Source organism: Usitatibacter palustris (assembly GCF_013003985.1).
Classification (GTDB): domain Bacteria; phylum Pseudomonadota; class Gammaproteobacteria; order Burkholderiales; family Usitatibacteraceae; genus Usitatibacter; species Usitatibacter palustris.
In genome coordinates, this window is sequence record NZ_CP053073.1 from 2816659 (window position 1) to 2842973 (window position 26315).

Annotated in this window: 25 protein-coding genes and 1 tRNA gene; 11 read left to right on the forward strand and 15 right to left on the reverse strand. The window is 65.7% G+C overall.

What is annotated here, in order from left to right; genetic code table 11:
* Positions 1 to 51: 51 nt before the first annotated feature.
* On the forward strand, positions 52 to 1773 hold the full coding sequence (locus tag DSM104440_RS13750; protein ID WP_171163580.1) for a DEAD/DEAH box helicase: 1722 nt from the start codon (positions 52 to 54) through the stop codon (positions 1771 to 1773).
* Entirely contained in the window at positions 1770 to 2261 is a 492-nt protein-coding gene (locus tag DSM104440_RS13755) for a hypothetical protein (RefSeq protein WP_171163582.1), read from the forward strand. Before DSM104440_RS13750 ends, DSM104440_RS13755 begins: the two co-directional genes overlap by 4 nt.
* A gap of 7 nt (positions 2262 to 2268) precedes the next feature.
* Here DSM104440_RS13755 and DSM104440_RS13760 read toward each other — a convergent pair whose 3' ends face one another.
* Genes DSM104440_RS13760 through DSM104440_RS13770 form a run of 3 tightly spaced genes read right to left on the reverse strand, consistent with a single transcriptional unit; the run spans position 2269 to position 4187 of the window.
* On the reverse strand, positions 2269 to 3603 hold the full coding sequence (locus DSM104440_RS13760; RefSeq protein WP_171163584.1) for an MATE family efflux transporter: 1335 nt from the start codon (positions 3601 to 3603) through the stop codon (positions 2269 to 2271).
* Between the two features lie 3 nt (positions 3604 to 3606).
* Entirely contained in the window at positions 3607 to 3837 is a 231-nt protein-coding gene (locus tag DSM104440_RS13765; protein WP_171163586.1) for a DUF1653 domain-containing protein, read from the reverse strand.
* A 2-nt stretch (positions 3838 to 3839) separates the two neighbouring features.
* A complete protein-coding gene (locus tag DSM104440_RS13770; RefSeq protein WP_171163588.1) occupies positions 3840 to 4187 on the reverse strand; it encodes a ribosomal protein L7/L12 in 348 nt (115 codons plus the stop codon).
* Positions 4188 to 4295: 108 nt separating this feature from the next.
* Here DSM104440_RS13770 and DSM104440_RS13775 point away from each other — a divergent pair, with 108 nt between their 5' ends.
* Positions 4296 to 4742: an SRPBCC family protein gene (locus tag DSM104440_RS13775; protein WP_171163590.1), complete on the forward strand. Its 447-nt coding sequence runs from the start codon at positions 4296 to 4298 to the stop codon at positions 4740 to 4742.
* Here the strand turns inward: DSM104440_RS13775 and DSM104440_RS13780 are convergent.
* Genes DSM104440_RS13780 through DSM104440_RS13790 form a run of 3 tightly spaced genes read right to left on the reverse strand, consistent with a single transcriptional unit; the run spans position 4739 to position 8180 of the window.
* The gene (locus DSM104440_RS13780; RefSeq protein ID WP_171163592.1) at positions 4739 to 5566 is read right to left on the reverse strand and encodes an HNH endonuclease family protein; all 828 of its coding nucleotides are present in this window, start codon (positions 5564 to 5566) and stop codon (positions 4739 to 4741) included. The genes DSM104440_RS13775 and DSM104440_RS13780 overlap by 4 nt on opposite strands.
* The gene (locus DSM104440_RS13785) at positions 5563 to 6834 is read right to left on the reverse strand and encodes an AAA family ATPase (RefSeq protein ID WP_171163594.1); all 1272 of its coding nucleotides are present in this window, start codon (positions 6832 to 6834) and stop codon (positions 5563 to 5565) included. The genes DSM104440_RS13780 and DSM104440_RS13785 overlap by 4 nt, the downstream gene beginning before the upstream one ends.
* 35 nt (positions 6835 to 6869) lie before the next feature.
* Entirely contained in the window at positions 6870 to 8180 is a 1311-nt protein-coding gene (locus DSM104440_RS13790; RefSeq protein WP_171163596.1) for a hypothetical protein, read from the reverse strand.
* Positions 8181 to 8344: 164 nt separating this feature from the next.
* On the opposite strand from DSM104440_RS13790, the gene DSM104440_RS13795 reads away from it, so the two are divergent.
* Positions 8345 to 8704 carry a BON domain-containing protein gene (locus tag DSM104440_RS13795; RefSeq protein ID WP_171163599.1) on the forward strand — a complete coding sequence of 120 codons (360 nt, stop codon included), beginning with the start codon at positions 8345 to 8347 and terminating at the stop codon, positions 8702 to 8704.
* A 55-nt stretch (positions 8705 to 8759) separates the two neighbouring features.
* On the opposite strand, the gene DSM104440_RS13800 is transcribed toward DSM104440_RS13795, so the two are convergent.
* The 6 genes from DSM104440_RS13800 to DSM104440_RS13820 form a co-directional block, all read right to left on the reverse strand.
* Positions 8760 to 9821 carry an AAA family ATPase gene (locus DSM104440_RS13800; RefSeq protein ID WP_171163601.1) on the reverse strand — a complete coding sequence of 354 codons (1062 nt, stop codon included), beginning with the start codon at positions 9819 to 9821 and terminating at the stop codon, positions 8760 to 8762.
* 24 nt (positions 9822 to 9845) lie between these two features.
* A tRNA-His gene (locus DSM104440_RS13805) sits at positions 9846 to 9918 on the reverse strand.
* Between the two features lie 6 nt (positions 9919 to 9924).
* The gene (locus DSM104440_RS13810) at positions 9925 to 11148 is read right to left on the reverse strand and encodes an RtcB family protein (RefSeq protein WP_171163603.1); all 1224 of its coding nucleotides are present in this window, start codon (positions 11146 to 11148) and stop codon (positions 9925 to 9927) included.
* A gap of 155 nt (positions 11149 to 11303) precedes the next feature.
* The gene (locus tag DSM104440_RS19495; RefSeq protein WP_281356986.1) at positions 11304 to 11429 is read right to left on the reverse strand and encodes a hypothetical protein; all 126 of its coding nucleotides are present in this window, start codon (positions 11427 to 11429) and stop codon (positions 11304 to 11306) included.
* A gap of 81 nt (positions 11430 to 11510) precedes the next feature.
* The gene (locus DSM104440_RS13815) at positions 11511 to 11864 is read right to left on the reverse strand and encodes a YciI family protein (RefSeq protein ID WP_171163605.1); all 354 of its coding nucleotides are present in this window, start codon (positions 11862 to 11864) and stop codon (positions 11511 to 11513) included.
* Positions 11865 to 11906: 42 nt separating this feature from the next.
* Positions 11907 to 13118 (reverse strand): MFS transporter, encoded by a 1212-nt coding sequence (locus DSM104440_RS13820; RefSeq protein ID WP_212758077.1) that lies wholly within the window; start codon positions 13116 to 13118, stop codon positions 11907 to 11909.
* An 86-nt stretch (positions 13119 to 13204) separates the two neighbouring features.
* Here DSM104440_RS13820 and DSM104440_RS13825 point away from each other — a divergent pair, with 86 nt between their 5' ends.
* A complete protein-coding gene (locus DSM104440_RS13825; protein ID WP_171163607.1) occupies positions 13205 to 13996 on the forward strand; it encodes an acyl-CoA thioesterase in 792 nt (263 codons plus the stop codon).
* A gap of 100 nt (positions 13997 to 14096) precedes the next feature.
* Here DSM104440_RS13825 and DSM104440_RS13830 read toward each other — a convergent pair whose 3' ends face one another.
* Positions 14097 to 14633, reverse strand: coding sequence for a TetR/AcrR family transcriptional regulator (locus DSM104440_RS13830; protein ID WP_212758078.1), 537 nt, complete (start codon positions 14631 to 14633; stop codon positions 14097 to 14099).
* A gap of 293 nt (positions 14634 to 14926) precedes the next feature.
* Here DSM104440_RS13830 and DSM104440_RS13835 point away from each other — a divergent pair, with 293 nt between their 5' ends.
* The 4 genes from DSM104440_RS13835 to DSM104440_RS13850 all read left to right on the forward strand — a co-directional run bounded on the left by DSM104440_RS13835 (position 14927) and on the right by DSM104440_RS13850 (position 21609).
* A complete protein-coding gene (locus DSM104440_RS13835; protein ID WP_171163610.1) occupies positions 14927 to 16114 on the forward strand; it encodes an efflux RND transporter periplasmic adaptor subunit in 1188 nt (395 codons plus the stop codon).
* A gap of 12 nt (positions 16115 to 16126) precedes the next feature.
* On the forward strand, positions 16127 to 19315 hold the full coding sequence (locus DSM104440_RS13840) for an efflux RND transporter permease subunit (RefSeq protein ID WP_171163612.1): 3189 nt from the start codon (positions 16127 to 16129) through the stop codon (positions 19313 to 19315).
* A gap of 7 nt (positions 19316 to 19322) precedes the next feature.
* Positions 19323 to 20723: an efflux transporter outer membrane subunit gene (locus tag DSM104440_RS13845; RefSeq protein WP_171163614.1), complete on the forward strand. Its 1401-nt coding sequence runs from the start codon at positions 19323 to 19325 to the stop codon at positions 20721 to 20723.
* Positions 20724 to 20901: 178 nt separating this feature from the next.
* Complete coding sequence (locus DSM104440_RS13850; protein WP_171163616.1) at positions 20902 to 21609, forward strand: glutathione S-transferase N-terminal domain-containing protein; 708 nt, start codon at positions 20902 to 20904, stop codon at positions 21607 to 21609.
* Positions 21610 to 21625: 16 nt separating this feature from the next.
* Here DSM104440_RS13850 and DSM104440_RS13855 read toward each other — a convergent pair whose 3' ends face one another.
* A complete protein-coding gene (locus tag DSM104440_RS13855; protein WP_171163618.1) occupies positions 21626 to 23134 on the reverse strand; it encodes a lyase family protein in 1509 nt (502 codons plus the stop codon).
* A gap of 9 nt (positions 23135 to 23143) precedes the next feature.
* Positions 23144 to 24184 (reverse strand): porin, encoded by a 1041-nt coding sequence (locus tag DSM104440_RS13860; protein WP_171163620.1) that lies wholly within the window; start codon positions 24182 to 24184, stop codon positions 23144 to 23146.
* 108 nt (positions 24185 to 24292) lie between these two features.
* Here DSM104440_RS13860 and DSM104440_RS13865 point away from each other — a divergent pair, with 108 nt between their 5' ends.
* Both DSM104440_RS13865 and DSM104440_RS13870 read left to right on the forward strand, forming a co-directional pair.
* On the forward strand, positions 24293 to 25201 hold the full coding sequence (locus DSM104440_RS13865; RefSeq protein ID WP_171163622.1) for a LysR family transcriptional regulator: 909 nt from the start codon (positions 24293 to 24295) through the stop codon (positions 25199 to 25201).
* 57 nt (positions 25202 to 25258) lie between these two features.
* Positions 25259 to 26308 (forward strand): tartrate dehydrogenase, encoded by a 1050-nt coding sequence (locus DSM104440_RS13870; protein WP_171163623.1) that lies wholly within the window; start codon positions 25259 to 25261, stop codon positions 26306 to 26308.
* Positions 26309 to 26315: the final 7 nt, after the last annotated feature.

A 26315-nucleotide genomic window follows, 5' to 3' on the forward strand; every position in this document is an offset into this window, starting at 1 on the left:
CTTCGTCGCTTCGCTCCTCAGGATGACAGGGAGAAATTGGTAAACTCCGCAATGCCCAAGACACCCGCCCCGCAGAACCCCGCACCGCAGAGCCCCGCACCGCAGAACGCCGGCTTCTCGGCACTCGGCCTCGACGACAAGATCGTCGCCGCCCTCACCGCCCTCGGTTACGAGGAGCCCACCCCCATCCAGCAGGAGACGATCCCCACCCTGATCAAGGGCAAGGATCTGCTCGGCCAGGCCGCGACCGGCACCGGCAAGACCGCCGCGTTCGCGCTGCCGATCCTGCAGCGCCTCATCAACGAGGGCCGCGGCGAAGGGCCGCTCGCCGTCGTGCTCGTGCCCACCCGGGAGCTCGCGATGCAGGTCGCCGAAGCGATGCACCGCTACGGCAAGGCGCTCGGCGCCCGCGTGCTGCCGGTCTATGGCGGCCAGCCGATCGGACGGCAACTGCATGCGATGCGCGCCGGCGTGGACGTCGTGGTGGCCACCCCCGGACGCGCGCTCGATCATCTGCGGCGCGGAAGCCTCCAGATGGCGGGCGTGAAGATCGTCGTGCTCGATGAAGCCGACGAGATGCTCGACATGGGCTTCGCCGAAGACATCGAGGCAGTGCTGAAGGAATCGCCCGCGACGCGCCAGACGGTGCTCTTCTCGGCGACGATGCCCCCGCGCATCGAATCGATCGCCAAGCGCAACCAGCGCGATCCGGTGCGCATCAAGATCGCGAAGGCGCCGGCCAAGGTCGGCGAAGCGCCGAAGGTTCGCCAGCAGGCTTACCTGCTCGCCCGCGCGGGCAAGGCGCACGCGCTCGAACGCATCCTGGATCTCGAATCGCCCACGGCCGCGATCATCTTCTGCCGCACGCGCATCGAGGTGGATGAGCTCTCCGAAGCGCTCAACGCGCGCGGCTACAAGGCCGAGGCGCTGCACGGCGGGATGACCCAGGAACAACGCGACAAGGTGATGCGCCGCGTTCGCGCCGGGGATTCGGAGCTGCTGATCGCAACGGACGTCGCCGCGCGCGGCCTCGACATCGACCGCCTCACGCACGTCATCAACTACGACCTGCCCGCCGCACCCGAGGCCTACGTGCACCGCATCGGCCGCGTGGGCCGTGCGGGCCGCGAAGGCGTTGCGATCACGCTGGTCGAACCGCGCGAGCACTACGCGCTGCAGAATATCGAGCGCCTCACCAAGCACAAGATCGAGATCGCGCGCGTGCCGACGGTGGCCGACCTGCAAGCGCGCAAGCTCGAGCTCACGATCGCCACGTTGCGCGAAGGCCTCGTGGCCGACGACAACGAGCACTTCCGCGTGGTCATCGATGCGCTCTCCGACGACTACGATCCAATCCAGATCGCGATGGCGGCGGTGAAGCTTTATCACAACGAAGTGATGGGCGATGCGGAGGAAGAAGACGTCCCGCCCGCACCCGCCCCCGTCGAGAGACCCTCCTACCCATCGCGCACCTCGAGCGGTACGCGCAGCGCTCCGCGCACGCCGCATCCGAAGGACAGCGGCGACATGGCGCGCATCTTCATCGGTGCGGGGCGCGAAGCCGGAATGCGTCCGCAGGATCTCGTCGGTGCAATCGCCAACGAAGCCGGCGTTGCGGGCGGGCTCATCGGCGCCATCCAGATCACCGACCGCTTCTCGCTGGTGGAAGTACCCGAGGCCGTGGCCGCGCAGGTGATCAAGGCGCTTTCGAAAGCCACGCTGCGCGGGAAGAAGGTTCCGGTGCGCCGCGACAAGGGCAACTACCAGGCGTGAGAAAGCTGCTTCTCGCCGCTGCCCTGTTCGCAGCACCGTCGTTCGCACACGCCTCAGATCCTGCCCTCGAGCCGCTCGCGTTCCTCGCCGGCCATTGCTGGAAGGGAACGCTTCCGGGCACGAGCGACACCGACGAGCACTGCTACAGCTGGATCTTCGACGGGAAGTACCTGCGCGACCGGCACGTCGTGCGTCGCGGCGACAAGGCCGTGTACGAAGGCGAGTCGGTCTACTTCTGGAGCGGCGAGTCGAAGCGCATCGAATACTTCTACTTCACCGCCGCGGGCGGCCACGCGACCGGCCACATGATTCCCGAGGCCGATGCGCTCTCGTTCCCGGCCGCGAAGCTCGTCATGCCCACGCGATCGGTGGGTTTCCGCAGCAAGCTGAAGCGCGTCGGCGACGACGGCTACGAGGTATTCCGAGAATACGAGACCGACAAGGGATGGATGCCGGTCACGGTGCAGATGAGGAAGGTCGCGAAATAGAGCGGCGCTAGCCGAGCCTCTTGCGGAACTCCATCCGCAGCAGCACGAGGCTGATCACGACCTGCAGCGTCGCCGTGGCAATCGACAGATACCACAGGTAATGCATCTCGAATCCCGGCTGGCGCGAGAGCCAGATGGCGATCACCACGTAGGCCCCGACGCGAACTGAAACGCTGGCGAGCGAAGGCCAGGTGTTGCCCAGTCCCTGGAAGAGGCTGGAGCACGTGAAGATCACGCCCATCGCCACGAAATTCCACGAGATGATCGAGAGGAACTCCTCGGTGACGGCGATCACCTCGGGCTCCGACGTGAAGATGCGCGCCATCGTCGCGCCTTCGAACTGGCAGACGATCGTGAGCAGGAACATGACCACCGCGCCCGCGATCGCCGAGACGCGGAACGTCTCGCGCACGCGCGCGAAGTGCCTCGCACCGAAGTTCTGTCCTGCAATCGGCGCGGCCGCGAACGCGACCGCCATGGCCGGAAGGAACAGCATCTGCATCACGCGCGAGCCGATGCCGAACCCGGCCTGCGCGGCGGTGCCGAAGCCGCCGAGGATCCAGTAGACCGTGCCCGTGAACAGCGCCATCGCGGCGAACTCGCCGCCCGAGGGAACGCCGACATTGAGCAGCGCCTTCCACGTCGCCGCGCGCGGCTTCCATTGCGTCGCGTCGAACGACACGTATTTCTCGAGGCGCACGAAGTAGAAGGCGAGAACGATATCGCCGACCAGGGCGGCGATCGTCGTCGCCAGCGCCGCGCCGGCCACACCCAGCGGGTGGCCCGTGCCCCACCCTGCGATGAGCACCGGGGCGAGCGCCACGTTGAGGAGCACCGTGAGCATCTGCACCACCATCGTCGGCTTCACGATGCCGGTGCCGCGAAGGGCCGAGCCCATCACGACCATCGGGAACTGCAGCGCGAGGCCGGGAATGAACCAGTAGAGGAAGGTCGTGCCCGCCTGTACCGTGGCTTCATCGGCGCCGAGCGTGGTCATGTACACGCCCGCGAGCGCATAGCCGCCGACGAGCGTGATGATCATCATCAGGCCGCCGAGTGCCACCGACTGGTTGAAGAGGAGGTTGGCCGCCGGCCGGTCCTTGCGGCCCACCGCGTGCGAGACCAGCGCCACCGTGCCCACGCCGAGTGTTTGCGTCAGCGCGAAGACGATGAACATCACGGTGCCCGCGGCACTGACGCCCGCGAGCGCCGCGTCGCCCAGCTTGGCGACGAAGTACAGATCCACGAAGTAATAGAGCGTCTGCAGGAACATGCCCGCGGCCATCGGCACGGACATGGCAACGACGTGGCCCGAAATGGGGCCGGTGGTGAGGTCTCTCATGGATCAGCTCTGGAACGCGAAGCGTGGCCGGACGCGACCCTCGTGCTCGATGTCCTCGAAGAACATCGCATACGGCCGCACCCACAGGCCCGACACGTTGTAGAGCGGCCGGTAGAGGACGAGGGGCTCGAGCGTTTCGCTGTGGCGCGCCACGCCGACCACTTCATATTCGCCACCTTTGTAGTGGCGGTAGCGTCCGAGCCGCGGTTGCGGAAGCGGTGGAAGGTCGGCCACGCTCAGACGAACAGGACCGCGACCACGACCGTCAGACCGATGGCGATGAGCGCGAACCACTTGCCCGCGCCGCCACCGTGGGCGACTTCTCCCGGAGAGAGCCCCGGACGACCGTGGGCTGCGGTCGGCGGGTGGACGTGGTGGAAGCGGCCCCCGGTCGGGTTCGCCTTCGCGAACTCGCCGGACTGAGGAGAGGACGTCGCGGCACCGGGGTTCTCGTGGGCCTCGATCCAGTCCTTCGCTTCCTTCAGGCCCAGGCCGGTCACGACCCGCAGGCGCTTGATGGCCTCGATCTTGTTGCCGGCCTTGAGGGCTTCGGCGACGGCGGCAGGAAGGATTTCCTTGATCATGGGATGTAGTAGAACACAAGGTCACCGATCGCAAAAAAACCCGCGGAACTGTCGATTTTCCCCGCTGCCAATCGACTAAGGGGTACCCACCCTCTCGAGGAGAAAGAAATGCCGAGCACCATTCGCCTGCACCGCGTCTTCAAGTCCACGCCCGAGCGCGTCTACAACGCCTTCATCGATCCGGAGGCGATGGTGAAGTGGCTTCCGCCCCATGGCTTCACGGGCAAGGTCCATCACCTGGACGCGAAGGTCGGCGGCACCTACAAGATGTCGTTCAAGAACTTCACGACCGGCGACGCGCACTCGTTCGGCGGCGAGTACCTCGAGCTGGTGAAGAACCAGCGCATCAAGCACACCGACAAGTTCGACGACCCCAACCTCCCCGGCACGATGACCGTGACGATCGAGCTCAAGAAGGTGATGGTCGGCACCGAGATCACCATCACGCAGGAAGGCGTGCCGGATGTGATCCCGGCCGAGGCGTGCTATCTCGGGTGGAGCGAATCGCTGGACCTGCTGAAGCTGCTGGTGGAGCCGGAGATCCGGCAGGGCTAGAGAACCAGCCCCCACTCCTTCACGAAGTACCGCAGCATCCCGGTGAAGGGCAGGTTTCCCGCGACCATCGTCTTCATCTGCGTCCGGACCATGTCCTTCACGGGCTGGCTCACGCTGGGTTCCAGAAGCACATCGCGAAAAGTCCTGAACGCTTCGTAGGTCGGATAGCGCACGCGCTTGAGTTCCTCGCGATTGAGCCCCAGGAACTCGACCGCGGAGGCAAACGCCTCCTGCGCGCGCTGCGTCGGACCCGCCTTCAACAGCACTTCCTTGTTGACGTCATCGACCGACCATTCGAGGAGCTTCTCGGGGTCCTCGATATAGGGGTTCACGATGAACGCGGACTCGGTCGCGTAGTAGGCGGCGACCGCCACATCCGTCGACGCGAGCGGATCGAGGCAGAGCTTCTTCGCGAGCGGGTTCAGGTCGGCGGGCTCCGCCGCGGGAAGCTGCGGCTTCACAAGCGCGCCGGCGCCGAGCGGAAACTCGTCGCCCTTGAAGGACTGGTTGCAGATCTGGCAGGCGTACGTGTAGTTGTCGTAGCAGTAGGCGAGCCACCAGTACTTGCTCTTCGGCCGGAAGTGCTCGACGTCACCGTGCGCGACCACGGCCGTGTCCGCCTCGCAGTAAGCGCACTTGCTGTTCGATTCCTTCTTGAGATGCTCCTTGGCCGCCTTCCAGAGTGTCAGCGCCGCGTCGAACTTGATCGCGCCGTTCGTGGCATAGAAGGCCTTGAGCAGCTTCGCGTTCTTCTTCACGAGCTGGGCGCCCGAGAACGCGGCCGGAACACCGGCGGCCGTGCGCGCGCGCTTGAGGCCGATCACTTCGAGACCTTCCGATCCATGAGCTCGGCCTGGATGCGCTCGAGCAACTGCGCCTGCTCGCGAAGGTATTCGGGCTGGCGGCCGGCGTCGGGCAGCTCGCGCAACTGCTGCGCGATGTGGTTGAGCTGCGTGCGCTCGGTGTCGCCGATCTCCTTTTCGCGGAACTGGAGGTCGCGCGCCTGCTGGCGAAGTGCTTCGACGGGCAGCGAGTCGCTCGTCTCGAGGCCGAAGAGCGGGCTCACGATGAGCTGCTGGATCGAGAGCTTGCTCGGATCGCCTTCGAACGGGATGAGCTGCGGCGGCATCGAAGCCTGCGGACGGCGAAGGACGTAGAGCTCGTTCTCGCGCGCCTGGTGCACGGTCAGCGCCGAATGCGTGGTCGCGACGATCTGCATGTTGGGCAGCGTCTGCGTGAGAAAGTCCACGAGGCGCCGCTGCCACTGCGGATGAAGGTGAAGATCGAGCTCGTCGATCAGCAGGAGGCCGCGGGCAGCGAGCGGATCCTTGTAATCCTCGAAGGTTTCCGTGATGCGGTAGAGAAGATCGCCGCACCACGCCGCCATGTTCTGGTAGCCGTCGCTCAGGAACGCGAGCGGCACTTCGCCGTCGGGCGTGTCGAAGATCAGCCGGCGCTTGGCCTTGTCGATGTGGCTGAAGTTCACGCCGGGCAGGAGCCGCTCGATCGCCGCGCGCACGACATCGAGCGCGTCGGCGTGGCGGTAGTCGAGGTCCATCGCCCACGCTTCGAGCGGGGTGAGCGGGACGTCGGCATTGAAGAGCGAGGCCACGTTCGCAAAGCGCGCGTCCTTCGAACCCTCGCGGCTCCACGAACCGGTGGCGGCCGGCAGGCGACGGCTGACACCGTAGCCCAGCACGAAGTAGTTGCGCCGCGCGCGCTCGATCGCGCGATCCAGTTCATCGAGCGTGTCCGCGTTCTCGGCGTACAACGAGCGGATGTTGGTGCCGCGCTTGATCGTCAGCGAAAGCTCGCGGGACTTTCCCTCCGCCGTCTCGATGCGCGCGTAGATCTCGGCACTCTGCTCGCCGTTGCGTACCCAGGCGTCCGCATCGCCGAAGAGCTGGCCGATCGCCTCGCTGCCGGCGGTGATGAGGCCGATCGCCTTGAGGACCGTGCTCTTGCCCACGCCGTTCTCGCCGAGGAGCAAGGTCCACCGGCGGCCTTTGTGCTCGACCTCGGCGTCCTCGAAGCTGAGGTCCAGCGCGGGGATCGAGCGGAGGTTTCGGATCCGGATTTCGCGAAGGAACATGGTCGGCTCGATATATAAGGTGTCGTAGGGGTTCGCTACTCCGCTTTCACGGGACCGTCGGTGAGATCGAGAGCCTTGCGCAACTCCGTGACGCTTTCGGGAAGCGTCCCATCCCCGGGCAGCGTCCAGTACTCGGTGTGCGCGAGGAAACCACCGCGCACGCTCGTGGACACGGCGATATCGCGAACGCCGGGCCCCATCACGGGGCGAACGGGACCACCGATCAGGTCGCCCCACAACATGAAGCTCTCGGGCATGTAGAGATTCGTCCAGCGCGTCGGGCCGAACACCGCGGCGTGGTGCGGAATGCGCAGGGACTCGTTGTTGCCCTGGATCGATTCGTAGCCGACTCGCCGCACCATCTCGTTGCCGCGCCGGACGTCCTCGAGCTCCGGGGGGCAACGCGGGAATTCGCGATCGGCCTGCTTCTGGCGCAGGTCCGGGCCGTCCTTCGCCAGCAGGATCTCGGCGTGCGCGAGCGGAGAGCCCAGGGTGATGAAGTCCGTGACGCGCCAGAGGTTGCCGTTCGCCTTCATCTCCTCGAAGTAGGCGCGCTGCGCCGCCGGGATCTTGTCCGGGTCGGCCCTCGGGTCCCGCGACAGCTCCTCGAGCTGGTCGAGGGCGGCCATCGCATTGGCCCCCTGCGCGTGCCGCTCGTGGAACTTGATCCACGCATGCGTGAGGATGTCGTAGCCGATCACGCTCCCGAGGCTGTGGCCGACGACGATGATGCGGTCGTAGCGGCGCGACGGGTCGTGCAGCTCCTTGAGGAGATCGACGCCCATCTGCCGGATCTCGTGGCGGCTCTGGATGTTCTCGGGCGCTATATGAAGGTAGCGGGCGGCATCGCCGATCACCTTCAGCACGAAGAACGCGGCGATCGGCGTGGCGAGGCTCGCGCCGAACGCCACCCAGGTCGGCACGCCGGACTTGTCCTCCGTCATGCACCACCCGAAGTAGGCCATGAGCGCGCCGCCGGCGAGGATCAGCAGCCAGATGAAGATGTAGACCCAGAAGAGGTGCTTCGGCACGGAGGTGGGCCAACGAAGCAGCAGCGAGCGCGCCCAGGCCCAGACGTGGCCGTACTTGGTGCCCTTCATCAGATGCGCCCAGTAGAACTCGTAGAAATGGGTCTCGACCCCCGCGGTGTTCTGGGGGGTGGTCAGGCGCCGCAGCTCGAAGCTGCGCGACACGCTGTCGGGCTTGCTCCACAGGGAGGTGCCCGCGTACTTGTTGTGGATGTCGGCATAGGTCGACCAGACGGCCTCGGCGAAGCCGCGCAGGGTGTCCATCGGGCGCTGTTCGCCGACGCCGTGGATCAGCAGGACGGCCTGTCTCTTCGCCATGGTCGGGGCAGACTACCTTCGTTACCCACGGGACGCCAACCGAAGATTCGGCAGGGCCAACAACGATTTGTCGCGATCCGGGAGACCCACCGTCACAAACCGGCATGTCTCCGCCGGCGCCCCGCGCTCCAATGTCAGTGCCCCTTCCCTGATTGGAGTCGCCCATGAAACGCACTTCCCTCCTGCTCTCGGCCGCGCTGCTTGCCGCCTCCACGTTCACCCTGGCCAACGAAGCCGACAGCAAGAACGGCCTGACCGTCTATGCGGTCCAGAACCCCGACATGGTCGTGACCGGCGCGCGCATTCGCGACGCCGGCATCACGGATGCCACGATCAACGCGCTGCGCAACAATCCGAATCTCACGGGCCACATCGCCGTGGAAACGGTCGATGGCACGGTGAAGTTGCAAGGCGTCCTTGCGACACCCAGCCAGGCCCGCAGCGCGCTGCGCACCGTCTCGAAGGTCGATGGCGTGGCGGGCGTGCAGCCGGAACTGCGCACGGTGATCTTCCGGTCGTACTGAGAAAGCAAAACGGGCCGAGGTCACCCCCGGCCCGCTCTGTTTTCTGCATGCTTCATTACTGAAGCATCTGATACACCGAGGCCAGCGAATGGCTTCGGTTCTGCGGCGCCGCGAACGCCTGTGCCGCGCGTTCCAACTTCGCCGGATCTCCCGCCGCGACCTTGGTGGCGAAGATCCTCGCCTCCTCGGTCGTCAGCGTGCGCACGTGCACGCGCGCAAAGCAACGGCCCGGGCGAATCAGCGCCTCGTCCAGGTCCCCCACGTTCGGGAGGTTGGTCGAGAAGATGATCTTCCGGCCCTGCGCCCGCACCACGCCATCGGCGATGGTGAGGAAGCGGTGCAGGTGCTCGTTGCCGTCGCAGCGCGGCTTGAGCAGGTGGTCCGCGTCTTCGACGACGAACGCATCGTCCCAGCCGGTGATGAACTTCACGAAGATCTCATCCGACTCGAGCGCGCGCATGTCGCCCGTGTACACCACCTCCGTCTCGCCGTCGTCCTTCCGACGCGCGATCTCTCCGAGAATCGCCCGGATGAGGCGCGTCTTGCCGGTGCCCGGCGGTCCCTGGAGGACGAGTACCGACTCCTTGGAATCCAGGTACCGCTCGATGAACGGCTTCACGCCGCCCGCGATTTCCGGATACGCCTCGTCGATCACCGCCTCGTCCACCATCTCCTCGATCTCGGCATTTTCCACTTCGCCTCGACCGGTGAGGAACTGCCAGTTGATCTTGAACATCGGCTCCCTGATTCGCGTCGCCGCGGCCTTGGAGAGGATCAACTCCTTCGCCGCTTCGGCGCGCTGCGGGTCCGCCGCCCAGATGAAGAACCGGCACGAACAGTAGTCCGGCTTGCGGTTGCCGTACGCCGACACGAACACGCCGTCTCCATCGAGCATGAGAGCGTGCGTGTACATACGCTCCGCCCGCCACGCCGGATCGAGCGCGATCGCATCGAACAGCACCTCGAGCTCCACGCGCGCCGCGAACCGCAGCTTGCGATAGATCGGGTAGCGGGACTGTCCCGCCTCGAGGGCCTCGACCATCCGCTTGTGCATCACGAGGTCCGACACATCCCGGACCCGGTAGCTGATGCCTGCTGACTTCGAAGTGTTGCTCACGATACTTCCCTTCATTTCATTCGTTGGGGTGGCCTCCGGGATCGAACCAGGGCTTTCGCGTTCACAGCGCGACGTGCTGCCACTACACCATGACCACCGTTGTTCATCCCTTCACGCAAAGAATCTGCTTGAGGGTCGCGACGATCTCCACGAGATCCGACTGCGCGGCCATCACGGCATCGATGTCCTTGTAGGCGGACGGGATCTCGTCGATCACGCCACCGTCCTTGCGACACTCGACACCGGCGGTTTGCGCCACGAGGTCCTCGCGCGTGAAGCGCTTGCGCGCGGCCGTGCGGCTCATGCGGCGGCCCGCACCGTGCGAGCAAGAGCAGTACGAAGACTTCTCGCCCTTGCCGCGCACGATGAAGCTCCTGGCACCCATCGAGCCGGGGATGATCCCCAGCTCGCCGAGTTGCGCGCTCACCGCCCCCTTGCGGGTCACCCACACGTTCTCGCCGAAATGCTCCTCGACGCGCGCGTAGTTGTGGTGGCAGTTCGTCACTTCGCCGAGGAACTCCACCTTGCGGTCCAGCGCCTTCTCGAGCGCCTTGTGCACGAGATGCAGCATCAGGTCGCGGTTGAGCGACGCGTACTCCTGCGCCCAGCCGAGCCCTTCCACGTACGCCTCGAACTCCGGCGTGCCTTCATCGAGCCACGCGAGGTCGCGGTGCGGCAACGTGCGATCGACCTTGTCGGCCACCTTCTTCGCCACTTCCATCGCCGTCGTGCCGATGGCGTTGCCGATGCCGCGCGAACCCGAGTGCAGCATGATCCAGACCGCCCCGTGGGCATCCAGGCAGATCTCGACGAAGTGGTTGCCCCCACCGAGCGATCCCAACTGGCGCCACAAGCGCTTCTCGTTAAAGCCGCCCAACGCTTCGAGGATGCGAAGCTTCGGATAACGTTCCGCGAGATCCTTCATGCGGCGATCAAGCTTCACCGCGCCCGCCGTGCCCTCAGGCTCGACGACCTGGTTGTGATAGTCGAAGCCGACCGGCACGTCGCGCTCGATCTGCGCGCGAACCTTGCCGAGGTTGTGCGGCAAATCACCCGCGGAGAGGTTCGTCTGCACGGCGAGCATTCCGCAGCCGATGTCGACACCCACCGCCGCCGGGACGATCGCCGCACGCGTCGGGATCACGGTGCCCACGGTCGCGCCGCGGCCGAGGTGCACGTCCGGCATCACCGCCACCGGTCCGGCGAGGATCGGCAGCTGCATGACGTTGCGGATCTGCTCGATCGCTTCGCCTTCGACCTCCAGGTCGCCCGTCCACAGGCGCGCTCCCGGAAGCATCACTTCGTAATCGGTCTTGGTCTTTTTCATGTTCGTTCCTTCACTTCACGTTTTGACACTACTCCACGCGGGCGTTCCTGCCACATGCCCCCGCCGCCAATTGCGGCGAGGGCCAGCCCGAAAACAAAAAGCCCGGAGGTCTCTCGACTCTCCGGGCTTCGTGGCAACCACGAATGACGAGGGTGCTATCCCTTCGCCATGCTCCCGGAGACAAAACGCTCCCGTGCGTTCGCAAACATGCGCGGCCCGAGGCCGTGCATGCACGCGTTGGCGCGCAGGTGCTTGTTCGTCGTGTGGTTCAGAAGGTCCATCTCCGGTCTCTAAATATCAGTGGTGCGATTGATGAGGGTGCGAATGGTGACGAGATTCGATGAGCGTGTCAAGGCATCGAACTACTTCGGTGCGCTTCGCGGAGATTCGCGAATGGGTCGGATGGGACGCACCTCGATGCTCCCCACCGTCGCGGGCGGGATCTTCGACGCGAGCAGGATCGCTTCATTGAGATCGCGCGCTTCGATCAGGTAGAAGCCGGCCAACTGCTCCTTCGTTTCCGCGAACGGCCCGTCGAAGATGACGGTCTTGCCGTCGCGTATGCGCACGGTGGTGGCCATAGCGACGGGCTCGAGCGCTTCGGAGGCGATGCAGTGGCCGCTATCGCGAATCGATCGGTCGAAGGCGAGGCAGTCCTGGTCGTTCAGCTTATGCACCTGGCTTTCATCGCTGTAGACGAGGCAGAGGTATTTCATCGTGGCAGTCTCCGGGAGCAATGCGGCAATGATACCGGTCGATCACGCCGCCGCGATCGCGCGCTGCGTGGTGCGCACGGGCGGGAACATGAGCGCGATCGCCACGGCGCCGAGTCCCACCGCCGCGGACCCGATGTACATCCACGTGTACTGACCGAAGGTGTCGAAGATCCAGCCGCCGAGCGCGGGCCCGAGCGCCATGCCGAGGCTCGACACCATCGCCGCCGCGCCGAAGACCGCACCCAGGTGACGCTGGCCGAAGTACTCACGCGCGAGCACCGCGTAGAGCGGCATGACACCGCCGTAGGCGAAGCCGAATATCGCGGCGATGAAGTAGAACTCGCCCAGGCGCGACGCGAGCGCAAACGAACCGGCGCCGATCGCCTGGACCAGCAGCCCCGTGATGAGCACGCGCTTCACGCCGAGTTTGTCGGCGGCCACGCCGAACGCGAGGCGGCCTCCAAGTCCCGCGAGTCCCTCGACGCTGTAGATCGTGACCGCGGTCATCGGTGCGAGGCCGCAGACCATCGCGTAGCTCACCGTGTGGAAGATCGGGCCCGCGTGCGCCGCGCAGCAGGCGAAGAACGTGGCGGCGAGAATGATGAATGGGGGCGAACGCAGTGCCTGCCCGAGGGACTGCTCGTCTTTCTTTTGGGGAACGCCTGCCGCTTCCGCCGTGTGATCCGCTGCAGGTGGCCGACGCACGAACAGCGCTGCAGGAATGAGCGTGGCCCACACGAGGACCGCGAGGATCACCAGCGCCTCTCGCCAATCCATCCGCGTGCTGAGCCACGCGACGAAGGGCGACATCGTCAGCGGTGCGACGCCCACGCCTACCGACACCAGCGAGACCGCGAGGCCGCGATGCCCGGTGATCCAACCCATGACGGCAGTGATCATCGGCGCGAAGAAGCTTCCGACCGAGATCCCAACCAGCAATCCGAATGCGAGCTGGAACTGCAGCGGAGATTGCGCGCGGCTCGCGAGGAAGAGACCTAGACCAAGCAGCACGGCGCCAGGCAAGACGGCCCAGCGAGGTCCCTTGCGATCGCTCAGTGCGCCCCAGCCGAAACCGGCCGCGCCCATCGCGAGGAAGTTGAGCGTCATCGCTGCCGACACCGCGGTGGTCGACCACCCAGTCGCCGCCGTGATGGGCCGAAGGAACACCGCCAGCGAGAACATGGCGCCGACCGCGATGCAGGTCATGAACGCGCCCAGCGCCACCATCACCCAACCGTAACGAGGTTCCTTCACGGGGACGATCTCCTTGATTTGTCGAAGTCTCTCACCGTAGTCGAACGGCACCTCGCGATTTCGACAACCGCCCGTAAACTAGTCTCATGGAACCCACCCCGTTCTCTGTATTGCTGACACGCATCCAGGCTGCCGACGGCGAATCGACGCTCGACGTGCCGGAAGACTGGCTGCAGGGCCGCACGCTCTTTGGCGGACTGCAGGCGGTCGTCGGGCTCGCGGCGATGCGCACGGTTGCACCCGCCGCGCCGCTGCGCTCACTGCAGGTGACCTTCCTCGCACCGGTGCCCGGCGGGCCCGTGCAGGCTCGCGCGCGAGTTCTGCGCAGCGGAAAGAACACCACGCATGTCGAAGCGCGCGTCGTCGATGGGGACAATACGCTGTGCCTCATGGTTGGCGTTTTCGGCGTGGCGCGGGCTTCTGCCGTGGCGCTCCGCCCGCAACAACCGAGCTTCACACCGGCGAAGACCTTCGAGCTGCCCTGGGTCCCCGGCGTGACGCCTAATTTCACGCAACACTTCAAGGCGCGCTGGATCGTGGGCGCTCCACCGTACACGGGGAACACGTCGCCCGAGAGCGTGATCGAGCTCGGGATGCGCGATGACGGCCCCACGACCGAGTCGCACGTCGTCGCCATGGCGGACTTCATTCCGCCGATCGCGCTGTCGTACCTGAAGACGCCTGTACCGGCCGCATCGCTCACGTGGATGCTCGAGCTCCTGCCTGAAGATTTCGGCTCGTTAGCGCTCGACGGCTGGCGCATCGACGCGCAGATGACGGCCGCACACAGCGGCTACATCAACCAGTCGCTGATCCTGTGGGGGCCTGCTGGCGTGCCGGTCGCACTGGGCCGACAGACGATGGTGGTGTTCGGGTAAGGCGATCGCGACTTCGGAAAGTTTCGTCACAAAGCAGCTGTCGAATCCCGGTCTTCAGGTTCGACTACCTGTTGCCCATTGCGGCGCAGACAGGTGAGGTTCAGTTGCTCTTCGACGGAAACAGCGTCATCGCGCGGTCGACGACCGCATGAAGCGTGCGAGTGGTGGCACCGTCGCGCGCCTGCTGCGCCATGCCGCCGAGGATCGTCGTGTAGAAATCGGCGAGCTCGCTCGCATCGGTGCCCACGGGGACGTCGCCGTCCTTGATGCCCCGCTTGATGCGCTCCTTCATGTTCTCGCGGGCTTCCGTGCGTTTCGTGGCGAGCACCGCCTGCAGCTTGGGCGACGCGCTGGTGGCCGTGAAGAACGCGACCATCAGCAGGCACCCGCGCGGATGGCCCGCGCCGGTGAGGATGTCGGCCTTGAAGCGAAGGTAGGTCTCGACGGCTTCGCGCGCCGTCTTCTGCTCGGGACACATCTGGTCACTGCGCGATTTCGCGTAGTGCTCGATGGTCGCGAGGAAGAGCGTCTCCTTGTCGCCGAACGCCGCGTAGAGGCTGGGCGGATTCACGTTCATGGCCGACGTGAGGTCGCTGATCGAGGCGCCCTCGAAGCCCTTTTCCCAGAAGACCTGCATGGCCGCGTCCAGGGCGGCCTCGCGATCGAACGAACGGGGCCTTCCCCGGGGTTTCGGGGGGATTGCGACAGCCGTTACGTCGTCGATGGGGGTGGCGGTGTTTTTCATAGTAGTCGCTATCGTATGAGGGTTTTCCCTACTCGGCAAGGGGTCTTTCCCCTCTCATTCCTCGTTTTACGCGCTTCGTCGCATTTCCGTAGTGGTCGATAAGAAATGTCTTGACACTCCCTTTCGGACAGACGTATTGTCGCACCGTTCCGTATCGATCGCTACATAAACAAGGACCCGCCCAAATGACTTCCGTAATCCCCTCCCGCCGCCTGGCCATCGCCGTCGGCACCCTTTTCGCAGCCGGCGCGCTGGTCGCCGGAGCCCTGGCAGTCCGTACCTCCACCGCCGCACCGTCGCCCGCCGCCCAGGCCATGCCCGTCGCGGTCGCCGCGGTCTATACGTCCGACGTCACGCTGTGGGACGAATTCTCCGGCCGCCTCGAAGCCGTCGAACGCGTGGACGTTCGTTCGCGAGTCGCCGGAGCCGTGCAGTCGGCGCACTTCACCGAAGGGGCGCTCGTCCAGAAGGGTGACCTGCTCGTGACCATCGATCCCGCTCCCTATGCCGCTGAAGTCGACCGCGCGCAAGCGCAAGTCGCCGCCGCACAGGCGCGCAACACCAACGCCAAGAGCGAGCGCGAACGCGCGGAGCGTCTCTGGAAGGAAGAAGCGATCTCCCGCCGCGAAGTCGATGAGCGCGTGAATGCGCTGCGCGAAGCGGAAGCGAACGTGCAGGCCGCCGAAGCCGCGCTGCAGTCCGCGCGTCTCAACCTCAGCTACACGCAGGTGCGCGCGCCTGTCTCCGGCCGTGTGGGCAAGGTCGAAGTGACGCAGGGCAACCTCGTTCCCTCCGGCCCCGGCGCACCTGTCCTCACCACACTCGTCTCCGTGAACCCGATCTACGCGAGCTTCGACGCCGACGAGCAAGTGGTTGCGCGCGCGCTGCGTGATGCGGGCGCCAGGGGCCTTGCCTCCATCCCCGTCCAGATGGCCACCGCCGTCGACAGCGCCGAGATTCGCACCGGCCACCTGCAGCTCGTCGACAACCAGGTGAACGCGAAGAGCGGCACCGTTCGCGTTCGCGCGGTCTTCGACAACAAGGATGGCTCGCTCATGCCCGGCCAGTTCGCGCACGTTCGCCTCGGCCGCCCCACCGCTACGCCCGCCGTGCTCGTGAACGACCGCGCGATCGGGACCGACCAGAGCAAGAAGTTCGTGATGGTCGTCGGCACCGACAACAAGGCCGCGTATCGCGAGGTGACGCTCGGTGGAAACGTGAACGGGCTTCGCATCGTGAGCACCGGGCTCGAGAAGGGTGAACGCATCGTCGTCAACGGATTGCAGCGCGTGCGGCCGGGAGCACTCGTCGATCCGCAGCCGTCCGACATGAACAAGCCGGAGGACCGCAAGGTCGTCGCGCAGAAGGGTTAAAGAGTACCGAACATGAACCTGTCCAAATTCTTCATCGACCGTCCGATCTTCGCGGGCGTGCTCTCGGTGCTGATGGTCCTCGCGGGCCTGATCGCCATGAGGGTCCTGCCCATCGCGGAGTATCCGGAAGTCGTGCCGCCCTCGGTCGTGGTGCGCGCCAACTACCCGGGCGCGAACCCGAAGGTGATCGCCGAAACGGTCGCCACGCCGCTCGAGGAATCCATCAACGGCGTGGAAGGCATGCTCTACATGGGCAGCCAGGCCACCACCGACGGGCGGATGACGCTCACGGTGACCTTCAAGCTCGGCACCGATCCGGACAAGGCGCAGCAGCTCGTGCAGAACCGCATCAAGGAAGCGGAAGCGCGGCTGCCCGAGGAAGTGCGGCGCCTGGGACTCACGACGGCCAAGGGCGCGACCGACCTCACGATGGTCGTGCACTTGACCTCGCCCAACGAACGCTACGACATGACGTACCTGCGCAACTACGCGGTGCTGAACGTCAAGGATCGACTCGCGCGGATCGATGGCGTTGGACAGGTTCTGCTGTTCGGTTCGGGTGACTACTCGATGCGCGTGTGGCTCGATCCCCGCAAGGTTGCTGAACGCGGGTTGTCCGCGAGCGACGTCGTGCGCGCCATCCGCGAGCAGAACGTGCAGGCCGCGGCGGGTGTCGTCGGTGCGTCGCCGGGACTCTCCGGTCTCGATCTGCAGCTCTCGATCAACGCGCAGGGCCGCCTCACATCCGAGGAAGAGTTCGGCGAGATCATCGTGCGGACGGATCCGAACGGTGCCGTCACCCGGCTGAAGGACGTCGCGCGCCTGGAGCTGGGTGCTTCAGAGTACGCGCTGCGCTCGCTGCTCGATAACAAGCCCGCGGTCGCGGTGCCGATCTTCGCCGCACCGAATGCCAATGCCCTCTCGATCTCCGACAACGTCCGCGCGACGATGTCCGAGATCAAGAAGACCATGCCCGAGGGCGTGGACTACAAGATCGTCTACGACCCGACGCAGTTCGTGCGCGCTTCCATCAAGGCGGTCATCACGACGTTGCTCGAAGCGATCCTGCTCGTCGTGCTGGTGGTGATCCTGTTCCTGCAGACCTGGCGCGCATCCGTCATTCCGCTCGCCGCGGTGCCGGTGTCGGTGATCGGCACGTTCGCCGTGCTGCACCTCTTCGGCTTCTCTATTAATGCGCTCTCGCTGTTTGGCCTGGTACTCGCCATCGGCATCGTGGTGGACGACGCGATCGTCGTCGTGGAGAACGTCGAAAGGAACATCGAAGCGGGGCTTTCACCGCGGGACGCAACGTATCGGGCCATGCGGGAAGTCTCCGGCCCGATCATCGCGATCGCCCTGGTGCTGATCGCCGTGTTCGTGCCGATCGCGTTCATCAGCGGGCTCTCGGGTCAGTTCTACAAGCAGTTCGCGCTGACGATTGCGATCTCCACGGTGATCTCGGCGATCAACTCGCTGACACTCTCCCCTGCCCTCGCCGCGATCCTGCTCAAGGGCCACAAGGAACCCAAGGACGCGCTCACCCGCGCCATGGACAGCGTGTTCGGCAAATTCTTCGGCTGGTTCAACCGCGTGTTCAAGCGTGGCAGCGAGGCGTACTCGACCGGCGTGACGAAGTCGATCGCTCGCAAGGGCGCGATGATGGCCGTGTTCGCCGTGCTCGCACTCGCGACTGCTGGTCTGTTCAAGGTGGTGCCGAGCGGCTTCGTGCCGCAGCAGGACAAGCAGTACCTGATCGGCTTCGCGCAGTTGCCTGAAGGTGCGACGCTCGACCGCACGGAAGCGGTGATCCGCAAGATGGGCGAGATCGCGCTCGCTCACCCCGGTGTGTCGAACGCGGTGGCCTTCCCCGGCCTCTCGATCAATGGCTTCACCAACAGCTCCAACGCCGGCATCGTCTTCACGCCGTTGAAGCCGTTCGACGAGCGCAAGGGCAAGGGCATGAGCGGCAACGAGATCGCGGCGGAGCTGAACAAGCAGTTCGCCACGATCCCGGAAGCGTTCATCGCGATCTTCCCGCCCCCGCCCGTTCAAGGGCTGGGAACGACCGGTGGCTTCAAGCTGCAGGTGGAGGACCGCGCGTCGCTGGGCTTCGAAGGACTCGATGGTGCGATGAAGGCGTTCCTCGCGAAGGCATGGCAGGCGCCGGAACTGCAAGGCGTGTTCTCGAGCTTCCAGGTGAACGTGCCGCAGCTCTACGCGGACATCGACCGGACGAAGGCGCGGCAACTCGCGGTGCCCGTCACGGAAGTGTTCGACACGATGCAGATCTATCTCGGCAGCCTGTACGTGAACGACTTCAACAAGTTCGGGCGGACGTACTCGGTGCGCGTGCAGGCCGACGCGCCCTACCGCGCGCGCGCTGAAGACGTGGGCAGCCTCAAGGTGCGCTCGACCACGGGCGAGATGGTGCCGCTCTCCGCACTGCTCTCCGTGAAGCACAGCGCGGGGCCGGAGCGCGCCATGCGCTACAACGGCTTCCTCGCCGGTGACATCAACGGGCGCGCCGCTCCGGGGTATTCGTCGGGCCAGGCGCAGGACGCCGTCGAGCGCATCGCGAAGGAGACGCTGCCCGCTGGCGTCAGCTTCGAATGGACCGAGCTCACGTACCAGGAGATCCTCGCCGGCAACTCGGCGCTGTGGGTGTTCCCGATCGCGATCCTGCTCGTGTTCCTGGTGCTCGCCGCGTTGTACGAGAGCCTGGTGCTGCCGCTGTCGATCATCCTCATCGTGCCGATGGCGATGCTCGCTGGCTTGACGGGCGTGTGGCTCACGAACGGCGACAACAACATCTTCACGCAGATCGGATTGATGGTGCTCGTCGGCCTCTCCGCGAAGAACGCGATCCTGATCGTGGAGTTCGCGCGTGAGCTGGAGTTGGCCGGACGCGATCCGGTGCGCGCGGCGATCGAAGCGGCACGCCTGCGGTTGCGCCCGATCCTCATGACGTCGATGGCGTTCGTGATGGGTGTCGTGCCGCTCGCCTTCGCAACGGGCGCCGGTTCCGAGATGCGCCGCGCGATGGGTGTGGCCGTGTTCTCCGGAATGATCGGCGTGACGCTCTTTGGAATCTTCCTGACCCCGGTGTTCTACGTGCTGCTTCGCAAGCTCGCGGGCAACCGGAAACTCAAGCACCACGGCGAGGCGGTTGCGCAGGAAGCCTTTGCCGGTACTGACGATTGAGGTCCCCATGAAAACGTTTCTTGCTCCCCTGGTTGCCGCGCTCGTCCTTGCCGGATGCGTGACGGTTCCCGATATCGATCCCGCGGCGCTGCCGGTCACCCCGGTGGCGTTCAAGGAAGGCGATGGCCGCTGGATCACCGCGCGCCCCGCGGATAACCAACCGCGCGGCGAATGGTGGAAGGCGTTCAACGATCCGGTGCTCGATGGCCTGGTTGCGCGCGCCGACGTGAACAACGCGACGATCACTGTTGCCGCGGCTCGCCTGGCGCAGTCGCGGGCGTACCTTCAGTCGGCCAATGCCGATCGCTGGCCGCAGCTCGGGGTCGGTGCCTCCGCTTCGCGCGCTGGCGGTGTTGCTTCCGCGAATGGCGCGGGTCTGCCGCCCGGGACGCTCACCACGGTCGGCGCGAACCTCTCGTACGAGATCGATCTCTTCGGGAAGCTCGCCAACGCCGAGAAGGCCGCGTCGCTCGATGCCCAGGCGCGTGCGGCATTGCTGGAGAACACGCGGCTGCTGGTTCAAGCCGACGTGGCGCAGGTGTACTTCGCGCTGCGCGGGCTCGATGAAGAGCGCGCGCTGGTTCGCCGTACCGTCACGACCTATCGCGATGCGCTTTCGCTGACCGAGCGGCGCTATCGCGCTGGTGATGTTGCCGAATTGGATGTCGCTCGCGCGATGACCGAGGTGGCTGCGACTGAAGCTGAAGCGTTCGCCATCGACCGTCGCCGCGCCGAACTCGAACACGCGCTGGCCGTGCTGGTGGGCGAACCCGCGTCGACGTTCCGCCTGGACGAGGCTCCGTGGTCCACGGCGCTTCCCGTGATTCCCGCGGGCGTGCCCTCGACGGTTCTCGCGCGTCGCCCCGACGTGGCTGCCGCACAGCGCACCGTGCTCGCCTCGAACGCTCGCGTTGGCGTTGCGCAGGCCGCGTGGTTCCCGGACATCTCGCTTACCGGTGCGGCTGGTTACGCTTCGCCCGAGATCGGCGACATCTTCAAGTGGTCGGCACGAGCCTGGGGCATCGGCGCGCTGCTGTCGCTGCCGATCTTCGATGGCGGGCGGCGTGAGGCAGGCGTGAATTTCGCGAGCGCAGAACGTGATGCGTCCGTGGCCAAGTACCGCGAACAGGTCCTCGTCGCATTCAAGGATGTCGAGGATCAGCTCTCGGCGCTTCGCTACCTCGCTGATCAATCCGGCGCGCAGGAACGCGCGGTCACTTCGGCCACGCGCTCGACGACACTTTCGGACGCGCGCTATCGCAACGGCTACGTGAGCCAGCTCGATTTGCTCCTCGCGCAACGCAGCGAGCTCGCGAACCGCCGCCAGTCGGTGCAGGTCCGCTCCGCGCAATACCAGGCCACGGTCGGCCTAGTCAGGGCGCTGGGTGGCGGATGGGGAGAATCGTAATGAGCTCTCGGCGAAACGATGACGACCAAGGTGGGCCGCTCGTGTGGATCCTTGTCGTAATGCTCGCGATCTACCTCTTGACGATCACCTGACCCACCAATGGGGACAGACCCCATTGGTGAGCCCCAATACAAATTACAAGGCACCATTGGGGTCTGTCCCCATTGGTGGAGAGAAAATGTCCCTCGACTCATTCCCCATCACCCGCAAGTGGCCCGCGAAGTATCCGGACCGCATCCAGCTCTATTCGCTACCCACGCCCAACGGCGTCAAGGTCTCGATCGCGCTGGAGGAGCTGGCGCTTCCCTACGAGGCGCACCTGGTTTCATTCGACAGCAACGACCAGATGTCGCCGGAGTTCCTGTCGCTCAATCCGAACAACAAGATCCCGGCGATCATCGATCCGGACGGTCCGGGCGGGCAGCCCCTGGCGTTGTTCGAGTCGGGCGCGATCCTCTTCTATCTCGCCGAGAAGGCGAAGCGCCTGATGCCCGCCGACCGCGCCGCGCGCTACGAGACGCTGCAATGGATCATGTTCCAGATGGGCGGCATCGGCCCGATGTTCGGGCAGCTGGGCTTCTTCGTGAAGTTTGCCGGCAAGGACTTCGAGGACAAACGGCCGCGCGACCGTTACGTGAACGAGTCGAAGCGGCTCCTGGGTGTGCTCGACAAGCGCCTCGAGGGTCGGCGCTGGGTCATGGGCGATGAGTACACCATCGCCGACATCGCGATCTTCCCCTGGGTGCGGAACCTCGTCGGCTTCTACGGCGCCGGGGATCTCGTGGAGTTCTCGACGTTCATCAACGTGAAGCGCGTGCTGGATGCGTTCATCGAGAGGCCGGCCGTGCAGAAGGGGCTGGTGACTCCTGCGAGGCCGGCGGCGTGAGGTCGCGGTAGCGCCGTCATTTCCCCGCGCCAGGCGCGGCGAGTGACGCAAAGGCCTTGTCGAGGTTCGCCTGCGCCTGCTCGAGCTTGCCGCGTTGGGCCTGCAGCCATTCCACGTCGGCCGCAAGTTTTTGTTTCTCGGATTCCAGCATCCGCGCGACCTCCGCGGGCTGCGGCCCGCCCAGGCCACGACTCGCCGCAAGCATCCCTTCAGCAGACAGCGACTCGCGAAAGCGCTTCTCGGTGAGCGGAAAGACCGGCGGCGCTCCGTACTTCTTTGCCGCCTCCGCCCAGACCTGCTTCGCGTCGCGGTAAGAGATCCCGCCCGGACCGACCCCGGCCTTGCGACCGAACGTCACCAGCTCCGAGGCGAAGTGGTGTCCGATGCGAAAGGGAATGTCCGCTTCGCGCTGGAGCACGTCGGCGAGCTCGGTGGTGGTCGAGTATTCCTTGTTGACCTCGGCAAGCGCCACGGGAACGTTCACCGCCAGGTTCTCGAAGTAACGCTGTAGGTGTCCGAACATCGTGATCGCGCCCTCGAGAGCGCCATGCGAATGGTCGCGCTTGTAGTCGGGCATGCCGGGGGGCACGTTGTGCGCGACGATCACCGTCCCCTGCGCATCGCCGACGACGAGGCTCGAAGACAGGCGCAGGTTGTTCAGGACGGTGGGGTTCCTCTTCTGCGGCATGATGCTGCTGCCGTGCGTCTCGGCCCCCTCGCGAATCAACAGCCACGGGGACGTCTGGTGGTACTGCGTGTGCGCATCGGCCGTCATCGAAGCCGTGGTGAGCGCGGCGAAGGCCGCCACCGAATCGATCTCGACGGGCACGTCCATGATCGAGAGCTGCGCAGCGTCGTAGCCGTTCTCCACGTTGCCATCGAATCCGAGCAGCTCAGCGAGGCGCACGCGGTTCACCGGGAAGCTTGACGTCCCGTAGACCGCCACGCCGAGCGGATTCTGGTTGAGGCGCGCGTAGGCCTGGCGCAGGCGCTCGCCGTGCCGCGAATACGCGCTCGCGAAGCCGAGCAGGTAATGCCCGTACGTCGTGGGCTGCGCCTGCACGCCGTTGGTGTAGCCGGGCACGATCGTCTTCGTGTGCTGCCCGGCCGTCTCGAGGAGCTTCTGGCGTGCGGCAACCATCGCCTGCATGAGCGCGAGAGTTCTCTCGCGCAGCATCACGCGGCGGTTGGTCGGGATGATGTCCTGGCGGCTGCGGCCCGAATGCATGCGCGTGGCGTCGGGTCCCGCATAGGCGAGCAGCAAGGGCTCGTACGCGAGGTAGTCCCCGGGCCGTTTCGCTCCGGGCTTGGCTCCGTCGGCGATGACCTTCGCCACACCGTCGGCAATCCGTGATCCCAACTCGCGCGAGACGATGCCCTGCTCGACGACCATCACCGTCGAAGCCTTGTTGAACTCGTTCAGCCAGTGGAACTCGTCGTTGAAGGCCGGCCCGGCGCGGCGCTGCGCGAACGCGGAGCCGAAAAAAAAGCTCGCCGCTACGGCGGCGAGAATCAGCACTCTCATCAGGCTCTCCTAGAATGTGTGGCGCACACCCGCCGAGAATCCCTGCGGATCCTGGCCGGCGGTGATGCTCAGCGTCGCTGCGCCGAAGTTGCAGAGGTTGCCGACGTCGTTGTTCACCTTCGTGTAGTACGCCGTGAACATCGTGCGCCGCGAGAAATCGTAGCGATAGCCCAGGCCCTGTGCGTCGCATCGGGGCTGCGCCGCGGTGGTGACACCGCCGTCGCGCGAGTCCTGGTAGCTCGCAAGCAGGTGGTGCCGTTCGCCGAACACCCAGTCCACGCCCAGCACGTAGGACTTCTGCTTCGCCGTGCCGGTGCGGCTGTACGTGCCGTACTGCGCCATCAGCTTCGCGCCGCCCAGGCGCACGTAGCCGCCGACGCCGTGGCCCTCCTCTTCGATCCCGGCGGTGACGGTGCCATCGCGCGAGTCGTTGTGCTTCTCGTACGCGTAGGTGAGGTAGACGGTGCGATTGGTCCACACGAGCGAGCCGCCGTACTTGTACGGATCGCGATCCGCAGTCTTTCCTTCGTTGGCGCTGTACGCGAGCCTCACTTCGAGGCCGGCCCAGTTCGGCGACCAGTACTGGATGACGTTCTGTTCGCGCAGCGAGAAGTTGCCCTGGTTCATCGCGGTGCCCGTGACGTCGGCGAGCGCGAGATCGGTGAACGGGTCGAGGGGTGCCACCTGCGAGCTCTTGAACGGCATGTCCCAGCGACCCATGATGATCGTGCCCAGCTTTGCATGTGCGAGGCCCACGCCGCTGTTGCGGTTGGCGAAGTTGGCGGTCTGCTGGTCGGGCGGGAAGCCGGTCTCGAGCTGGTAGATGGCTTTCAGTTCGCTGGAGAGCTTCTCTTCGCCGCGCACGCCGAGCAGCGAGGACTGGTCGGTCACGCGGGTGCGGCGCGCGAGCGGTGTCGTGCCCCCTTTCGCCTCGACCGAGTCGACCATCAGGTAGACGCGGCCATAGAGCGTCATGGGACTTTCGGTGGCTTCCTGCGCGGCGCAGGGTAGCGCGGCGGCCGCAAGGGCGGCCAGGCAGCGAGCTTTCATTTTCTCTCTCCGTTTGTGGATCTTCTTGTAATGCGGCGAACACTAGCAGCGCTGCTGCCATATATCCAATATCATCGACAGACCTGTGCGATATGTTGGAGATATGACATGGAACTGCGCCACCTGCGTTACTTCACGACGATCGCCGCCGAAGGAAACCTCACGCGCGCCGCCGAGCGCCTGGGCATCCAGCAGCCACCGCTGAGCCAGCAGCTGGCCGCGCTCGAACGCGAGCTTGGCGTGCAGCTCTTCCACCGCCGGCCTCGCGGCGTTGAAGTCACGCACGCCGGCGCGGCCTTCCTCGAGGATTCGCTGGCACTCCTGGAGCGCGTGGACAGCGCGGCAGCCCGCGCACGGCGCGTGGACAAGGGTGTGGCGGGCTCGTTGCGGCTGGGGCTTACCACCTCTGCAGCCACCCACCCTGCAACGCCCGATACGATCGCGGCATTCCGCAGCCGCTATCCGGAAGTCCACCTCACCTTCGTGGAGGGAAATGCGGCGTCGCTTTCCGATGCGGTGATCAATCGCCAGGCGCAGGCGGCCCTGGTCCGTGCGCCGGTGGTGCAGGCCGCGGAGTTGCGCGTCATCCAGATCGATCAGGAACCGCTCGTCGCCGCCATTGCCTCGACGCACTCGTTGGCACGCCGCCCCAAAGGGAAGGCGCTGCGCTCCATCTCGATAAGTGAACTTGCGAAGGAACCCCTGATCCTCGTTCGGCGGCCCGGCGCCCAGGGGATGTATGGAACGCTGCTCGACGCGTTCCGCAAGGCGGGGCTCGTCCCGAGGATCGCCGCCGAGGTCGGCAACATGCTCACGAACCTCACGCTCGTCGCCGCCGGCGTCGGCGCCACGGTCGTCCCCGCTTCGATGAGCGGCGTCCTCGCCGATCGCATCGCGTACCTGCCGATCCGAAGCGCGAAGCGCATGGTCGCGCCGCTGACGCTGCTGACTCACGCCGACGAAACCGATCCGGCAGTTGCGAACTTCATTACTTTGGCGCGCAAGGTTCGCGGATGAGGCGTGTAAAGTGAACATGCGGGCGAGCCGCCCGCCTCACTCACCAGGCTTTTTTCCGTGCGCAACTACAAGATCGCAGTCATTCCCGGCGACGGCATCGGCACCGAAGTGCTCGCCGCCGGCATCGATGTCCTCCACGCGCTGGCCCGCAATGGCGACTTCGCCATCTCCCCGCAGCAACTGCCCTGGAGCTCGGACCAGTACCTCCACCTGGGCCACTACATTCCCGACGGCGGCCTCGAGCGCCTGAAGACCTTCGACGCCATTTTCTTCGGCGCGGTCGGCAGCGAGAAGGTGCCCGACCACGTGTCGCTCTGGGGCCTGCGCCTGCCGATCTGCCAGGGATTCGACCAGTACGCGAACGTGCGCCCCGCGCGCGTGCTCCCCGGCGTCACGAGCCCGCTCACGAATGGCAAGGACATCGACTGGGTCGTGATCCGCGAGAACTCCGAGGGCGAGTACGCCGGCAACGGCGGACGCGTGCATCGCGGCCTGCCCATCGAAGTGGCGACCGAGACTTCCGTCTTCACGCGCCGCGGGGTCGAGCGCATCCATCGCTTCTCGTTCGAGCTCGCGCGCAAGCGCCCGCGCAAGCACCTCACGCTCGTGACCAAGTCCAACGCGCAGCGCCACGGGATGGTGATGTGGGACGAGATCTTCTACGAGGTCGCGAAGGAGTATCCCGACGTGACCACGCGCCGTGAGCTGGTGGACGCGATGACCACGCGCATGGTGCTCAAGCCCGCGACGATCGACGTGATGGTTGCCACGAACCTGCACGCGGACATCCTTTCGGATCTGGCTGCCGCACTCTCGGGAAGCCTCGGGATCGCGCCGACCGCGAACCTCAATCCGGAGCGCGAGTTCCCCTCGATGTTCGAGCCCATCCACGGCTCGGCCTTCGACATCGCCGGCAAGGGCATCGCCAATCCGATCGCGACGTTCTGGACGGCCGCGATGATGCTCGAGCACCTGGGCGAGGCGAAGGCCGCCGCGCGACTGATGAAGGCGATCGAAACCGTGACCGCGGCCAAGGTGCATACGCCGGATCTCGGCGGGACCGCGACGACGAAGCAGGTGACGCAGGCGGTGATCGCGGCGCTGTAGCTACAAG

Excerpts from the sequence above, each read along its gene's own strand:
- DSM104440_RS13835 (WP_171163610.1), top strand. The coding sequence starts at position 14,927 with ATGACTTCCGTAATCCCCTCCCGCCGCCTGGCCATCGCCGTCGGCACC.
- DSM104440_RS13750 (WP_171163580.1), top strand. The coding sequence starts at position 52 with ATGCCCAAGACACCCGCCCCGCAGAACCCCGCACCGCAGAGCCCCGCA.
- DSM104440_RS13825 (WP_171163607.1), top strand. The coding sequence starts at position 13,205 with ATGGAACCCACCCCGTTCTCTGTATTGCTGACACGCATCCAGGCTGCC.
- DSM104440_RS13840 (WP_171163612.1), top strand. The coding sequence starts at position 16,127 with ATGAACCTGTCCAAATTCTTCATCGACCGTCCGATCTTCGCGGGCGTG.
- DSM104440_RS13790 (WP_171163596.1), bottom strand. The coding sequence starts at position 8,180 with ATGGCGAAGAGACAGGCCGTCCTGCTGATCCACGGCGTCGGCGAACAG.
- DSM104440_RS13855 (WP_171163618.1), bottom strand. The coding sequence starts at position 23,134 with ATGAGAGTGCTGATTCTCGCCGCCGTAGCGGCGAGCTTTTTTTTCGGC.
- DSM104440_RS13845 (WP_171163614.1), top strand. The coding sequence starts at position 19,323 with ATGAAAACGTTTCTTGCTCCCCTGGTTGCCGCGCTCGTCCTTGCCGGA.
- DSM104440_RS13810 (WP_171163603.1), bottom strand. The coding sequence starts at position 11,148 with ATGAAAAAGACCAAGACCGATTACGAAGTGATGCTTCCGGGAGCGCGC.
- DSM104440_RS13775 (WP_171163590.1), top strand. The coding sequence starts at position 4,296 with ATGCCGAGCACCATTCGCCTGCACCGCGTCTTCAAGTCCACGCCCGAG.
- DSM104440_RS13815 (WP_171163605.1), bottom strand. The coding sequence starts at position 11,864 with ATGAAATACCTCTGCCTCGTCTACAGCGATGAAAGCCAGGTGCATAAG.
- DSM104440_RS13770 (WP_171163588.1), bottom strand. The coding sequence starts at position 4,187 with ATGATCAAGGAAATCCTTCCTGCCGCCGTCGCCGAAGCCCTCAAGGCC.
- DSM104440_RS13850 (WP_171163616.1), top strand. The coding sequence starts at position 20,902 with ATGTCCCTCGACTCATTCCCCATCACCCGCAAGTGGCCCGCGAAGTAT.
- DSM104440_RS19495 (WP_281356986.1), bottom strand. The coding sequence starts at position 11,429 with ATGGACCTTCTGAACCACACGACGAACAAGCACCTGCGCGCCAACGCG.
- DSM104440_RS13830 (WP_212758078.1), bottom strand. The coding sequence starts at position 14,633 with ATGCAGGTCTTCTGGGAAAAGGGCTTCGAGGGCGCCTCGATCAGCGAC.
- DSM104440_RS13785 (WP_171163594.1), bottom strand. The coding sequence starts at position 6,834 with ATGTTCCTTCGCGAAATCCGGATCCGAAACCTCCGCTCGATCCCCGCG.
- DSM104440_RS13795 (WP_171163599.1), top strand. The coding sequence starts at position 8,345 with ATGAAACGCACTTCCCTCCTGCTCTCGGCCGCGCTGCTTGCCGCCTCC.
- DSM104440_RS13860 (WP_171163620.1), bottom strand. The coding sequence starts at position 24,184 with ATGAAAGCTCGCTGCCTGGCCGCCCTTGCGGCCGCCGCGCTACCCTGC.
- DSM104440_RS13760 (WP_171163584.1), bottom strand. The coding sequence starts at position 3,603 with ATGAGAGACCTCACCACCGGCCCCATTTCGGGCCACGTCGTTGCCATG.
- DSM104440_RS13865 (WP_171163622.1), top strand. The coding sequence starts at position 24,293 with ATGGAACTGCGCCACCTGCGTTACTTCACGACGATCGCCGCCGAAGGA.